Here is a 13,118-nt window from a genome sequence, read left to right as displayed (position 1 = left end):
CCCGGCCGGGCCACACCGTCACCGTCCCTCAGGGGACGATCACGAGCTTGCCGCGCACGTGCCCCTCCCGGCTGACCCGGAAGGCCTCCGGGACCTCGTCCAATCCGTAGGTGCCCGCCACCTCGACGGTGAGCTCCCCCCGGTCGGCGAGCGCGGCGAGCCGGGCCGTCTCGTTCCCGTCCGGACGCACCCAGATCACCCGACCACCGTGCGCGAGCACGTCGTTGTCGACGATCGACACGTGGACTCCGTCCGGGGTGAGGACGGACAGGGTCGTCTCCAGCTGGCCACCGACGAAGTCGGCGACCGCGTCGACGCCCTCGGGCGCCATCTCGGTCACCCGTTCGGTCAGCCCCTCGCCGTAGCTCACCGGCTCCACGCCGAGGCCACGCAGGAACTCGTGGTTGCGTTCGGAGGCCGTCCCGATCACCCGGGCCCCCTGGGCGCGGGCGATCTGCGCGGCGAAGGAGCCCACGCCCCCGGCCGCCGCGTGGATCAGCACCGTCCGACCCGCGATCGGTCCCAGGGCGTCCACCGAACGCAGGGCGGTGCCGCCGGCCAGCGGCAGACCACCGGCCTGTTCCCAGGTGAGGGAGTCGGGCTTGCGGGTCGTGGCGGCGGCCGAGACCGCCACCCGTTCGGCGAACGTGCCCGGGCCCAGGACGTCCTTGCGGGCGTAGGCCATGACGGCGTCGCCGATCTGGAACTCGGGGGCGTCCAGACCGACGTCGACGACGACCCCGGCCACGTCCCAGCCCGGGATCACCGGGAAGGTGGCGTCGATCAGCGGATCGAGTCCACCGGTCATCGCCTTCCAGTCGACCGGGTTCACCCCGGCCGCGCGTACCTCGACCAGGACGGATCCGGGGAAGACCTTGGGTTCGGGCACGTCACGGACCTCGATGGTGTCGACGTCCGAGCTGTACTGACTGTAAGTGGCTGCGCGCACATGTCCTCCTTGATCGGAACGCACCGTATCCGTCCTGAGGAACAACGGTGGCGTGGAGCGCCGCTGTTCCCTCTCGGCGGACAGGACGGCTCGGGTCCGGGTGGCGCCCCCGCGCCGGTCAGGCCGCTTCGATCAGCCCTCTGGCCAGCGAATACGCCTCCGACAGACTCGACCCCGTGTAGTGGAGGGAGGCCATCCGCGCGATGTGCTCGTCGCCGTTGACCGACACGGTGTGGGTGAGGTGCTCGAAGAGCGGACCGTCCGACAGGGAGTCGCCGTAGGCCACGCAGGCGTCGACCTCCACACCCCTGCGGGCACGCTCGCTCTCCACGATCCGCACCTTGTCCACGGGGGTGAGGATGTTCTCCGGTTCGATCGGGGCGCTGAAGGGCAGCGGCGGGAAACGTGAGGCGACCACCTCGTCGAACCCGAAGCGGAGCAGCAGCCGCGCGTAGAAGTCCGGGGACATGCTCACCACCATCGAGTACTCGCCCCGCGCGCGGATGTCCTCGCACACCTCGCGGACGTCGTCCAGGAAGGGGCTCGCCTCGAAGGCCGCCAGGACGTGCTCCTCGGTGAGCTCGGACCAGAGGGCGTGGACGCTGCGCGCGAAGACCCGCGTGTCGATCGCCTGCCGGCGGAAGTCGGCCTCCAGCTCCAGCAGTCGGGTCTCGCACCGGAGCAGGCGGGCGATCTCCAGGCTCGCGGTGGTGCCCCGCAGCAGGGTTCCGTCCATGTCGAAGACGTGCAGGTGGGTCATGTACTCCTCCGCCGTAGGGCGCGCGTTCTCGACGTGCCCCGCCCGGCTCGGGACGGGGTCGATGGTCGTGGCGGCTCCATGCTTTCAGAGGCGGGGGCGGCCGAAGGAGACGGCCCCACCTCCGGCTCCGGCGAGCGACGAAGGGCCGTGTACCCAAGGGACATGGCGGGAAAGGACAATGGCCCTATGCGACCCCACAGCATCGAAACGGACGCTCGGGACCTCGACGACCTGCGGCGTCGCCTGGAGATGACCCGCTTTCGCCCCGAACTCCCCGACGAAGGGTGGGGCTCGGGCACCCCGCAACCCTGGCTGCGCGACCTCGTGGAGCACTGGCTGCACCGCTACGACTGGCGGAGGACCGAGGCGGAGCTGAACCGGATGCCCCAGGTCGTCGGGGAACCCGCCGGGCTCCGCGTGCACGCCTTCCACCTGCGCTCACCCCATCCGGGGGCGACACCGCTCCTGCTGTGCCACGGGTGGCCGGGGTCGATCGTGGAGTTCCTCGACTGCCTGCCCGCGCTGGTCCACCCCACCGAGCATGGCGGACGCCCCGAGGAAGCCTTCCACGTGGTGCTGCCCTCCCTGCCCGGCTTCGGGTTGTCCGGTCCCACCACCCGCCCCGGGGTCGACGTCCCCGCCATCGCGTCGGCGTTCGCCGACCTCATGACCGGGCTCGGATACCCGCGCTTCCTCGCCCAGGGCGGCGACTGGGGCGGCTTCGTCGTACGCGAGCTCGGGCTGGAACACCCGGACCGGTTGATCGGCGTCCACACCAACTTCCCCTGGGCGGTGCCACCACCCGATCTCGAAGACCCCTTCGCCGATGTCACCCCGGACGAACGCGCCGTTCTGGAGTACAACGAGCGCGTCTATGGGACCGACCAGGGGTACTACGTCCAGCAGGCCACCCGGCCGCACACCCTGGGCCCGGCCTTGGAGGACTCCCCCGCCGGTCTGGCGTCCTGGCTCCTGGAGAAGTTCCACACCTGGTCGGACACCCGCGACGGGACGCCCTTCACCCTCGACCGAATGTTGGACAACACCATGCTGTACTGGCTGAACGGCACCGCCACCTCCGCCGCCCGCCTGTACGCGGACTCCGAACGGTACGGTTCCGACCCCCATGTCTGGGGGCGCCGGGTGGAGGTGCCGACCGGTGTGGCGATCTATCCGTACGAGAAGACCCGCGCGCCCCGGAGCTGGGTCGAACGTCAGTGGAACCCGGTCCACTGGTCCGAGCAGCCTCGCGGGGGCCACTTCGCCGCCTTCGAGCAGCCCGGACTCTTCACCCGTGACCTGCGGGCCTTCTCCCGCCTCCTGTCGAAGGGGTGATATCGGGGGTCCGGGGAAAACCGGTGGCGGCGCGCGACACGACGATCGACCATGGTCCGATGACGGAAGCGAGCACATCCGACGGGGTCGTCACCCTGACGCCCCTGGGACCGAACGACGCGACGGCACACCTGGACGGTGAGGACGAACTCCTCGTCCGATGGCTCAACGGCGGCCCCGGTACCCGAGAGACCGTCGAGAGATACCTCCGGCACTGCCGTGAGCAATGGGAGGTCTCCGGGCCCCTCCGTGCCTTCGGTGTCCGCGTGGGGCCCGAGGGAACGCTCGCGGGAACGGTCGACCTGCGATTCGCGGAGGAGGGTCTGGCCCCGGGCCAGGTGAGCCTCGCCTATGGCCTCTACCCCCTGTGGCGGGGGCGCGGCCTGGCCACCCGGGCGGTTCTCCTGGCGTCGCGCTACGCGGCCGACCTGGGAGGCACCGAGGCGGTGATCGAGGTGGAACCGGAGAACCGGGCCTCCGTGGCGGTGGCGCGCCGGGCGGGTTTCGCCCTCTATGGCCGAGGGGAGCTCGGGGACGGCACCCCGGTCGACCGGTACGTCCTCGCCCTGAGGCGTCCTTCCGGTTGACGATCCGGAGTGGGACGGTCAGCGGCGGAGACCGCGCAGTAGGGCCTCACGGTGCTGGAGCGTCCACGCGTGCGCCTCTTCGATCTCGCGCACGACCCCCGTCTCCCGCAGGTGGATCATGGCCGGGTGCCCCCGCCGCGCCGCCTCCTCGATCCCCCGACGGCAGCGCTCCTGCCACCACAGGACGGTGTCGACCAGGTCGGCCGGGTCCTCGTAGGCTCCCGGACCGTAGGCGTCGGCGATCTCGCGGAGCGTCTCCCCCGCCGCCACGGCGTCGGTCCACCCGGGGCCGAGATCCAGATACTGCCAACAGACGTGCGCCAGGTCGTGGATCCGCTCCCCCGGCCCGGCCAGGTCCCAGTCGACGAAGGCCACCGGGAGCGGGCCGGCGCCGGAGTCCCGGTAGACGGTGTTCTTCGGTGCCAGGTCGTTGTGGCAGACCACCTCCGACGCCCCGGCGAGCGGGGTGCCGGCGGTCAGATCGTGGAGTTCGCGGACCAGCCGGGCCACCCCGCGCAGAGCATCGAGCGTGCGCACGGCGATCGCGTCCTCGGGCCGCCAGGCGACGTGGCCGGGCAGGAAGGACAGGACCTCGCGCCCCTGCTCGTCCAGGCCCAGGAAGCGCGGGGCGCCGGGCCAGGACCGCTCGCGCAGGTGTTCCAGCAGCTCGTGCACGAACCCGGAACGCTCGGCGGGGACACGACGGACGGTGTCGCCGACCCGGACGACCCGGGTGACGAACCCTCCCTCCAGCGGGATCTCCGACATGGACGACCTCAGACGTTCCGGGCGCGCACCACACGCGCGGCACCGGCCTCGATCGACGTCGCGACCACCCCCACCTCCTTCGTTCCCTGGACAGGATGCCGGCGCGAAAACCAGGGCAGAACACCCGAAAAGGGTTTGCCGCCCTCGCGCGCCCGCTGCCAGGATCACGCCCATGACACCGCTGTACCAGGTCCGCGCCGACCACGACGCGCACACGATCGTGGTCTACCAGGCCTACTCGTCCGCCATCGCCGACCCGGCGCTGCGGGAGGGGCGTTTCGTCCCTCCGTTCTCGTTCCGGCGGATGACCTGGATCAAACCCTCGCTCCCCTGGTTGGCCCACCGCAGCAACTGGGCTCGAAAGTCCGGGCAGGAACGGATCCTCGCGGTGCGGATCACCCGTCAGGGATGGGAGGAGGCTCTGGGACGGGCGGTGCTCACGACCTCGTCGCCCGAGGCCGTGGCCCGGGCCGACGTCCACCTCCAGTGGGACCCCGAACGGTCCCTGCGCGGGGCGGCGCTGAACCACTACAGCGTTCAGGTCGGGATCGGTCGCGGGCTGATCCGGACCTTCGTCGACGACTGGATCGTCGGGCTCACCGACCTCACCCCTCGAGTGCGCAAGGCCTCCGACCTGGTCAGACGCGGAGACACCGCCGGGACCCGGCGTCTGCTCCCCGCCGAACGGGTCTACCCCCTGCCTCCGGCGCTGGAGGAACGTCTGTGCCCGAAACGGCGCGGGTGACGGTGGACCTCGCCGGCCCTCCGCCACCCGCTCACTCGTTCACGGTCACCGGCCGTCAGGCTTCATCGAGCGGCGCCTGGAGTTCGGTCACCCAGTCGTCGAGGTTCTCCGGGCATTCCAGGGTGACCTCCCGGGGGTAGCCGACCGACGTGTGACCACCGGCGTCGATCCAGCGGGCCAGGATCTGGGCGGTGGGGAGCACGGTCGCCATCGCGCCCCGGTGCACGATGGTCGCCGCCCGCTCCACCGGCGGCAGGTCGACGACCTCGAAGTCGCCGCTCCCGAGCGGCGCCGAGACCTGGACGGCGGCGTGGACCGTGATCCGACCACCGCCCTCGGGGGCGTCCTCGTAGTGGGAGACACCGGGGCCGGTCGGGGCGATGCCCGCCAGTTCCAGGCGCCGGAACAGCACCGTGTAGAGCGGACCGATGACCGGACCGATGTCCTCGGGGTCGAAGCTCGCCGCGGTGGCGGTCATTCGCGCCACCCGGACGGCGGGGACGGACTTGAGGACGACGTCGTTCGTGGGCATGTGCCCCTCGCTCTCGATCGCTCGGAGCCTCGCCTCGACCTGGGTCAGCCTGGCCCGCTCGGCGGCCATGGCGGTCTCCAGTTCGGCCCGCCGCAGCCTGAGCATGCCGCGCAGCTCCTCGGCCTCGACCTTCTCGTCGACGATGTCGTGGACCTGCCTCAAAGTGAAGCCGAGGTCCTTGAGCGCGATGATCCGGTTGAGGCGGGCGAGCTGGGCCGCGGTGTAGTGCCGGTAGCCGTTGGCGGGATCGACGTGGGCCGGACGCAGCAGCCCGGTCGCGTCGTAGTGACGCAGCATCCGGACCGAGACGCGACCGTGTCGGGCGAAGTCTCCGATGGTGAACATGATGCTCCGAGTGGATCGCCTGACACGGTGTGAGGGTCAAGAGGCTACGCGCCGACCGGGACACGGGTCGGCCCCGCGCGCCTGTCGTCGAGGCGCGCGGGGCCGGAGGGCGACGGTCAGCGGGCGGGCAGGATCCGGCCGGTGACCTCGCCGAAGTCCACCCGAGTGCCGTCCGGGCCGGGGGCGGTGGCCGTGATGGTCACCTCGTCACCGTCCTCCAGGAAGGTGCGCTCGGTGCCGTCCGGCAGCCGGAGCGGCTCCTTGCCGGACCAGGTGAGCTCCAGCAGACAGCCGCGCTGGGCGACCTCGGGGCCGCTGACGGTGCCCGAGGCGTACACGTCGCCGGTGCGCAGGGAGGCGCCGTTGACGGTCATGTGCGCCAGCTGCTGGGCGGCGGTCCAGTACATCAGGGAGAACGGCGGGCTCGACACCAGATGTCCGTTGAGCCGCACCTCCAGCCGCAGGTCCAGACCCCAGGGCTGGGAGCCCCGCAGGTAGGGCAGCGGTTCGGGGTCCTGGGCGGGCTGTTCGACCCGGGCCGCCTCCAGGGCGGACAGCGGCACGATCCAGGGCGAGATCGAGGTGGCGAACGACTTGCCCAGGAACGGGCCCAGGGGGACGTACTCCCAGGCCTGGAGGTCGCGCGAGGACCAGTCGTTGAGCAGGAACACCCCGAAGACGTGGTCGGCGAAGTCGTCGACCCCCACCCGTTCGCCCATCTCCGTGGGCGTGCCCACGACGAAACCGACCTCGGCCTCGATGTCCAACCGGACCGAGGGGCCGAAGACCGGTGTGGACTCCGTGGGCGGTTTGCGCTGGCCGGTGGGGCGCACGATGTCGGTCCCCGAGGCCACGATCGTGCCGGAACGGCCGTGGTAGCCGATCGGCAGGTGCTTCCAGTTGGGGGTGAGGGGCTCCTGGTCGGGGCGGAAGATACGGCCGACGTTGGTGGCGTGGTGCTCGGAGGCGTAGAAGTCCACGTAGTCGGCGACGGTGAACGGCAGGTGCAGGGTCACCTCGGCGCGCTCCACCAGGTGGGGGCGGACCGCGTCGGCGTGGGCGGGGTCGGTCAGCCACGTGGTCAGGGCGGCGCGGACCTCGTCCCAGACGGGTTTCCCGGCGGCCAGGAGCGCGTCCAGGTTCGGTCCGTCGACGACGTCGGCGAACGGGGCGCCCTGGGCGCGGGCCGCGGACCCCAGGTCCAGGACGTGGTCGCCGTAGGCCACCCCGACCCGGGTGCGCGGGTCGCTCGCGGTGGAGTAGACCCCGTAGGGCAGGGTCGCCGGGCCGAACCGCGCGTCGGGGGCGATGTCGAGCGGGCTGTCGGACATGGATCTCGCTTTCCGAAGGTCAGAGGGTGAGCGCTCCGAGGACCACGAGGTCCTCCAGGGGTTCGGTGACGCTGCACGTGCCGAAGGAGCGGAACCGGGAGCGCACGTCGGCGATCTCGGTCTCGGTGAGGGCCGCGGCGCGGGCTGCCAGGGCCCGGCCGTCCCGGTCGGCCAGGGTGGCGGCGGCCTCCTTGCGGCCCTCGCCGTCCAGGAGCAGGCGGGTGGCCAGCAGGACGTTGAGGAATCCGTGCTGTTCGAACCCCTCGGGGGTGGTGTGGCGGACCGCGTGGTGCAGTCCGGCCGTGCACTTGAAGGGCAGCCCGGCGTTGACGGCGGTGGCCAGGAGCGCGGCGAGTTCGGCCTCGGAGGGGTGGGCCTCGGCTCGGACCCCGCCGGTGCGGAACTTGGCGTGGGCGCCGGTACCGACCAGGGAGGCGATGTCGGAGGCGGCCCGTTCCCCCCGGGCGATCTCGACGTGGCCGCCGACGCCCCGGGGCAGGGTGGCGGCGAGCGCGACGGCGGTGTCGCCGGCCCGGTCCGGGGGCGCGGCCACCTCCACTCCGACCAGGCGCAGGGCCGGATCGGCGGTGATCGCCTCGATGGCGGCGGCCAGGTCGTCGGATCCGCCGGGCACGGTCACCACGACGTCGAGCGGGTCGTGGTCCCCCTCTTCCCGGGCCAGGACCGCGCGCAGTTCGGCGATCCGGCCGTCGGAGACCAGGAAGGGGCCCACGTACGGGGCGCGGGCGCCCGCCCTGTGCGCCCGGTGGGCGGGCAGGGCCTCGCCCATGGGCGCGTTACCGGGCGGGAACAGCGCGGCATCGTCGAACAGTCCGCGGTACAGGGCCGAGGTCATGCCCGCCCCTGTCCCTTGGCCCAGGTCCAGGCGTAGGTGCCGTCGTCGACGGCGGTGCCGCCCTCGCCCAGGTCGAGCGGGCGGAAGGTGTCGACCATGACGGCGAGCTCGTCGAAGGCCTCCGCGCCGACGCTGCGCTCGTAGGCGCCGGGCTGGGGGCCGTGGGAGTGGCCGCCGGGGTGCAGGGAGATGGAGCCCTGGCCGATGCCGGAGCCCTTGCGCGCCTCGTAGTCGCCTCCGCAGTAGAACATGACCTCGTCGGAGTCCACGTTGGAGTGGTAGTAGGGCACCGGGATGGACTCGGGGTGGTAGTCCACCTTGCGGGGCACGAAGTTGCAGATGACGAAGTTGTGCCCCTCGAACACCTGGTGGACGGGCGGCGGCTGGTGGACGCGGCCGGTGATGGGCTGGAAGTCGTCGATGTTGAAGGCGTAGGGGTACAGGCAGCCGTCCCAGCCCACGACGTCGAAGGGGTGCGTGGGGTAGGTGTAGCGGGTGCCGGAGATACCGCCGGGTCCGTCGCCGCGGTGCTTGATGAGCACGTCGACGTTCTCGCCCTCGACGAGCAGCGGACCCTCGGGGCCGCGCAGGTCGCGTTCGCAGTAGGGGGCGTGCTCCAGGAACTGGCCGTAGCGGGACAGGTAGCGCTTGGGCGGGGCGATGTGGCTGTTGGCCTCGACCACGTAGGCGCGCAGGGGTTCCTCGCCGGTGGGCACCCAGCGGTGGGTGGTGGCGCGCGGCAGGATGACGTAGTCGCCGCGGCCCACCTCCAGGACGCCGAAGACCGTCTCGACGCGGGCGGTGCCCGATTCGACGTAGACGCATTCGTCGCCGATGCCGTTGCGGTACAGCTCGGAGGGGGCTCCGGCGACCACGTAGGAGATGCGCACGTCGTCGTTGCCCAGGACGAGGCGGCGGGACTCGACGACGTCGGCGGCCTTCCAGTCCTGGCCGGGGAACAGGTCGTGGAGTTTGAGGTGGCGGGGCACCATCGGGGCGTTGCGCCTGCGGGTCTGGTCGGGCACCTCCCACTCGGCGGCGTCGACGATGGCCGACGGGATGGCCCGGTGGTACAGGAGCGAGGAGTCGGAGGAGAAGCCCTCCTCCCCCATGAGCTCCTCGTAGTAGAGGCCGCCGTCGGGGTTGCGGTGCTGCGTGTGGCGGGTGCGGGGCACCTCGCCGACCTGGCGGTAGTGGGCCATGGTCGTCTCCTTGTTCGGCTCTCGGGTCCGGTGTCCTCGCCCCTTCGCGGGGCCGTGGAGCGGGTCGTCGTGTGCGTCGGGGTGGATCGTTCCCCGGGTTCGGGGGCGTGTCCCCCCGGCCGGGGGCCGGGTTCGTCAGGCTGTGGCGACGATGTCGGCGGCCGGGTGTCCCAGGGCGGTGCGGATGGCGGCGCGTACGGCGTCGTGGTCGTCGCAGGGAAGGACGGCCGCGATGTGGGCATCGGGGCGCACCAGCCAGACCTGACCGGGGTCACATTCCAGGGCTCGGCCCAGGGCTCCGGTGGGGTCGATGTCGTCCAGGTGGAGCGTGGTGATCGGGGCGGGCGTGGTGCCGGTGGCCACGGCGTGCAGCGCGGCGCGCGTCGTCTCGGGGTCGGTGCCCTCGGGGGTTCCGCTCAGGAGGAGTGTCAGCCCCTCGCGCAGGAGGGGGCGGAGTCGGGTCAGGTCGGGACGGCCGGGCAGCGCCAGCGGGACGTCGGGCATGATCACGCCCGGACAGGGTCTGGGCGCCGACCCGCGCGGGGGGCGTCCGCCGAAGGGGCGGTCGGGGCAGGGGGTGGTGAGCGCCGAGTCGGTGTACCAGAAGGGTTCGGCCAGTCGGCCGGAGTCGACCTTCGGGTGGACCTTCTCGTCGGTGACGGCACGTTCGAGGACGCTCAGCCTCAGGTCGTGCTCGTCCTCCCCCTGGGGGACGAGGAAGCGCATGGTGGCGCCGGTGACCTCGGCGTTCTCCAGCGCGGCGGCGTGGCGTTCGGTGTGGTAGCTCTCCAGGAGCCACTCTCCGGCCCGACCGTCGCGGACGTAGGCCAGTTTCCAGGCGGCGTTCTCGGCGTCCTGGACCCCGGAGTTGAGGCCGCGAGCGCCGAAGGGGGCGACCAGGTGGGCGTTGTCGCCGGCGAGCAGGACCCGGCCCACGCGCATCCGGTCGGCGACGCGGGTGTGGAAGCGGTAGACCGAGTGCCACACGATCTCGTAGGGGGTGTCGCCGATGATCTCGCGGATACGGGCGTCCAGCCGGCCGCTCGACTCCTCCGTCTCCAGGTCGAAGTCGGCGGGGACCTGCCAGTCGATCCGGAACACCGAGTCGGGGCAGGGGTGGATGAGCACCTGTCGGCCGGGGTTCCACTCGGGGTCGAAGTAGAAGCGGCGTTCGCGTTCCCAGTCGCCGAGATCGGCGCGGATGTCGCAGATGAGGAAGCGGTCGTCGAAGCTGGTGCCGGCGAAGTCCACCCCCAGGGCCTTGCGGACGACGCCGCCGTGGGAGCCCAGACAGGAGACGGCGTGGGTGCCGCGGAGCAGGACCCGCCCCCGCGGGGTGGCGCATTCGACGGTGACGCCGTCCTCGTCCTGGTCGATGCCGGTGACCTCGTGGTTCCAGCCGATGACCACCCCGGCGCGGGCGAGGAGGTCGTCGAGGATCTCCTCGGTGCGCGATTGGGAGATGTTGACGAAGGTGGGCAGGGGCGAGGAGCCGGGGTCGGGCAGGCGGACGTCGAACAGCTCGTCGTCCCGGTAGAAGGTGCGCGCGGTGTCCCAGGTCAGGCCCTCGGCGGCGATGGCGCCGCCGCCGAGCCAGTCCCACACGTCGAGGACGTCGCGTTGCTGGCAGATGGCCTTGGAGCCGACGGCGTCGCGTTCGGGTCGGGCGTCGACGATCCGTACGGGCACCCCGCGACGGGCCAGGAGCAGGGCCGTCGTCTGTCCCACCGGTCCCGCGCCGAGGACCAGCACGGGGTCGGTGGAGGTGTCGGCGGGAGGACGTGGCTGTGGGGGGCGGGGCATGCCGGGCTCCGTTCGTGGGGCGTCCCGTACGGACGTGAGGGGAGGTGGAGGTGTGGGGGCGGGGTTCTTCCGGTCGGGGCCGGTCGGGGAGGGCGGTGGGCCGGGTCAGCCCTGGAGGAGGTCCCAGACCTCGCGGTCGCGTTCGGCGGTCCAGATGACGGGCCGCTCGATGCCGGAGAACTCGTCCCACAGGCGGGAGACGTCGAAGGGAAGGCAGTGCTCGAAGATGGGCCAGTGACCGTAGCCGTCGACCAGGGCGGCGTGGGTGTTCTCGAAGGCCTCCTTGAGGGTGCCGCCGCGTTCGTGGACGGCGCCGACCTCGCGGATCATCACCTTGAGGAAGTCGCGGGTCTGCTCGATGGCGGCGTCGACCTCCTCGCGGCCCCGGCTGACGGCGCCGCGGCCGCCGACGAGCATCTCGGCCTGGAGGGCCTTGACCCGGTCGAGGGTGGCGCCGGCCCAGTCCTTGTGGAAGGCGTCGCCGGTGTAGAGGGCGGCCTGGGCCTCGACGAGGTCGCCGGCGAAGAGGATCCGCTGCTTGGGCAGCCAGGCGACGATGTCGCCCTCGGTGTGGCCGCGGCCGAAGTACTCCAGGACCAGTTCGCCGCGGTCGCCGCCCAGGTCGATGGTGGTGCGGTCGGCGAAGGTCTGGGTGGGCCAGGTCAGGCCGGGGACGGAGTCGGCGTCCTTGGCCAGCCGGGGCATACGGCCGAACTCGCTGGCCCAGTCCTGCTCGCCGCGTTCGCGGATGAGCTCGTGCGTCTTCTCGTGGGTGAGGATGACGGTGGCGTCGAAGGCGCTGGCACCCAGGACCCGGACCGCGTGGTAATGCGACAGGACCAGGTAGCGGACGGGCTTGTCGGTGTGCTCACGGAGCTTGGCGAGCCATTCCCTGGCGGCGGTGGGGGTGGCCAGGGCCTCGAAGGCCACGACGAAGTCCTCGCCCTCGATGGCGCCCACGTTGGGGTCGCCCTCGGCGGTGAGGGCGTAGACGCCGTCGGCCAGGACCTCCAGGGTCTGTTCCTTGGCGTCGGTGTCTGCGGACGAGGCGAACGGCTTGGCTGCCATGGTCGGAAGGCCCCTTCGGTCGTCACGGGCGGTGTCCGCCGCCCAAATGATCAAACGTTTGATGAAAATGACCATAACGTGCCCTACGCCACAGGGCCAAGAGGCCTGGAACCCTCGATATCGTGATGCAGCTCACATATCGAGCATGGGCGTGAAACCCGACGAAGCGACCATGACGCACCCGTTTCGGAGCGTCACCGCCATCGACCGGAAGGGAAAGTGCTGGTGGGGCCGGTGTGACAGAGGAAAACGCCCCGGGACGGCCCCGTCCGCGTACTAGGGTGGTCGGCGTGACTCACAACACCGCACCCCCGGACGATCTCACCTTCTGGTCCTTCGTGGACTACGCGGTGCAGAAGGCCGAACGGGAACTCCCCACGGTGAACGCCGAGGCCATGCGCATGGTGCTCACCCTCAACCGGGCCACGAGCATGGTCGTCTACGACCTGGAGTCCTCCGTCCACCGCCCCCGAGGCTGGACCTGGCCCGGCTTCCGCGTCCTCTTCGCCCTCTGGCTGGCCGGCCCCATGGAGGCCAAGACCACCGCCGAGATCTCCGGAATGAGCCGCGCGGCCCTGTCCGCCCTGCTCAACACCCTCGAACGCGACGGACTGCTCAGCCGCGAACGCGCCACCCACGACCGGCGCGCCCTCCAGCTCAGCCTGACCGACGCCGGCTACGGGGCGATCCTGGGCGTCTTCCGCGCGCACAACCGACGCGAGAGCGCCTGGGCCCAGGCCCTCGAACCCGAGGAGCGCCGTGAGCTGGTGCGCCTGCTCAACAAGCTGATGGCCGGCTCCACCGACGCCCAGGCCAAGTTCCGCAACTGAGAGACCG

Annotated in this window: 13 protein-coding genes; 4 read left to right on the top strand and 9 right to left on the bottom strand. The window is 71.6% G+C overall.

Annotation, left to right across the window (positions count from 1 at the left end; all coding sequences use genetic code 11):
• Positions 1-28: 28 nt before the first annotated feature.
• Positions 29-949, bottom strand: coding sequence for an NADP-dependent oxidoreductase (locus TR33_RS23305; RefSeq protein WP_199806184.1), 921 nt, complete (start codon positions 947-949; stop codon positions 29-31).
• A gap of 118 nt (positions 950-1,067) precedes the next feature.
• On the bottom strand, positions 1,068-1,709 hold the full coding sequence (locus TR33_RS23300) for an HAD family hydrolase (protein ID WP_042285524.1): 642 nt from the start codon (positions 1,707-1,709) through the stop codon (positions 1,068-1,070).
• Positions 1,710-1,895: 186 nt separating this feature from the next.
• Between TR33_RS23300 and TR33_RS23295 the strand changes: the two genes are divergently transcribed.
• Together TR33_RS23295 and TR33_RS23290 are read left to right on the top strand one after the other, a co-directional pair.
• Entirely contained in the window at positions 1,896-3,044 is a 1,149-nt protein-coding gene (locus TR33_RS23295; RefSeq protein WP_199806183.1) for an epoxide hydrolase family protein, read from the top strand.
• A 59-nt stretch (positions 3,045-3,103) separates the two neighbouring features.
• Positions 3,104-3,631, top strand: a complete 528-nt coding sequence (locus TR33_RS23290; protein WP_036568282.1) for a GNAT family N-acetyltransferase — start codon at positions 3,104-3,106, stop codon at positions 3,629-3,631.
• An 18-nt stretch (positions 3,632-3,649) separates the two neighbouring features.
• Here the strand turns inward: TR33_RS23290 and TR33_RS23285 are convergent, their stop codons facing one another.
• A complete protein-coding gene (locus TR33_RS23285; protein WP_042285521.1) occupies positions 3,650-4,399 on the bottom strand; it encodes a phosphotransferase family protein in 750 nt (249 codons plus the stop codon).
• A 172-nt stretch (positions 4,400-4,571) separates the two neighbouring features.
• Here TR33_RS23285 and TR33_RS23280 point away from each other — a divergent pair, with 172 nt between their 5' ends.
• On the top strand, positions 4,572-5,144 hold the full coding sequence (locus TR33_RS23280) for a DUF4291 domain-containing protein (RefSeq protein WP_042285518.1): 573 nt from the start codon (positions 4,572-4,574) through the stop codon (positions 5,142-5,144).
• 55 nt (positions 5,145-5,199) lie between these two features.
• Here the strand turns inward: TR33_RS23280 and TR33_RS23275 are convergent, their stop codons facing one another.
• The 6 genes from TR33_RS23275 to TR33_RS23250 all read right to left on the bottom strand — a co-directional run bounded on the left by TR33_RS23275 (position 5,200) and on the right by TR33_RS23250 (position 12,281).
• On the bottom strand, positions 5,200-6,021 hold the full coding sequence (locus tag TR33_RS23275; protein WP_042285517.1) for a MerR family transcriptional regulator: 822 nt from the start codon (positions 6,019-6,021) through the stop codon (positions 5,200-5,202).
• A gap of 116 nt (positions 6,022-6,137) precedes the next feature.
• A complete protein-coding gene (fahA, locus tag TR33_RS23270) occupies positions 6,138-7,352 on the bottom strand; it encodes a fumarylacetoacetase (RefSeq protein WP_042285514.1) in 1,215 nt (404 codons plus the stop codon).
• A gap of 19 nt (positions 7,353-7,371) precedes the next feature.
• The gene (locus TR33_RS23265; protein WP_042285512.1) at positions 7,372-8,208 is read right to left on the bottom strand and encodes a hypothetical protein; all 837 of its coding nucleotides are present in this window, start codon (positions 8,206-8,208) and stop codon (positions 7,372-7,374) included.
• Positions 8,205-9,410, bottom strand: coding sequence for a homogentisate 1,2-dioxygenase (locus TR33_RS23260; protein WP_017535306.1), 1,206 nt, complete (start codon positions 9,408-9,410; stop codon positions 8,205-8,207). Before TR33_RS23260 ends, TR33_RS23265 begins: the two co-directional genes overlap by 4 nt.
• A gap of 135 nt (positions 9,411-9,545) precedes the next feature.
• Complete coding sequence (locus tag TR33_RS23255; RefSeq protein ID WP_042285510.1) at positions 9,546-11,213, bottom strand: FAD-dependent monooxygenase; 1,668 nt, start codon at positions 11,211-11,213, stop codon at positions 9,546-9,548.
• 105 nt (positions 11,214-11,318) lie between these two features.
• Complete coding sequence (locus tag TR33_RS23250) at positions 11,319-12,281, bottom strand: MBL fold metallo-hydrolase (protein WP_014911234.1); 963 nt, start codon at positions 12,279-12,281, stop codon at positions 11,319-11,321.
• Positions 12,282-12,571: 290 nt separating this feature from the next.
• Between TR33_RS23250 and TR33_RS23245 the strand changes: the two genes are divergently transcribed.
• A complete protein-coding gene (locus tag TR33_RS23245; RefSeq protein WP_014908722.1) occupies positions 12,572-13,111 on the top strand; it encodes a MarR family winged helix-turn-helix transcriptional regulator in 540 nt (179 codons plus the stop codon).
• Positions 13,112-13,118: the final 7 nt, after the last annotated feature.

Origin of the sequence: Nocardiopsis alba, assembly GCF_000710955.1 — a bacterium.
GTDB lineage: Bacteria > Actinomycetota > Actinomycetes > Streptosporangiales > Streptosporangiaceae > Nocardiopsis > Nocardiopsis alba.
Note: the sequence above shows the minus strand (reverse complement) of the source record. Positions and strands in the feature narration are given on the sequence as shown.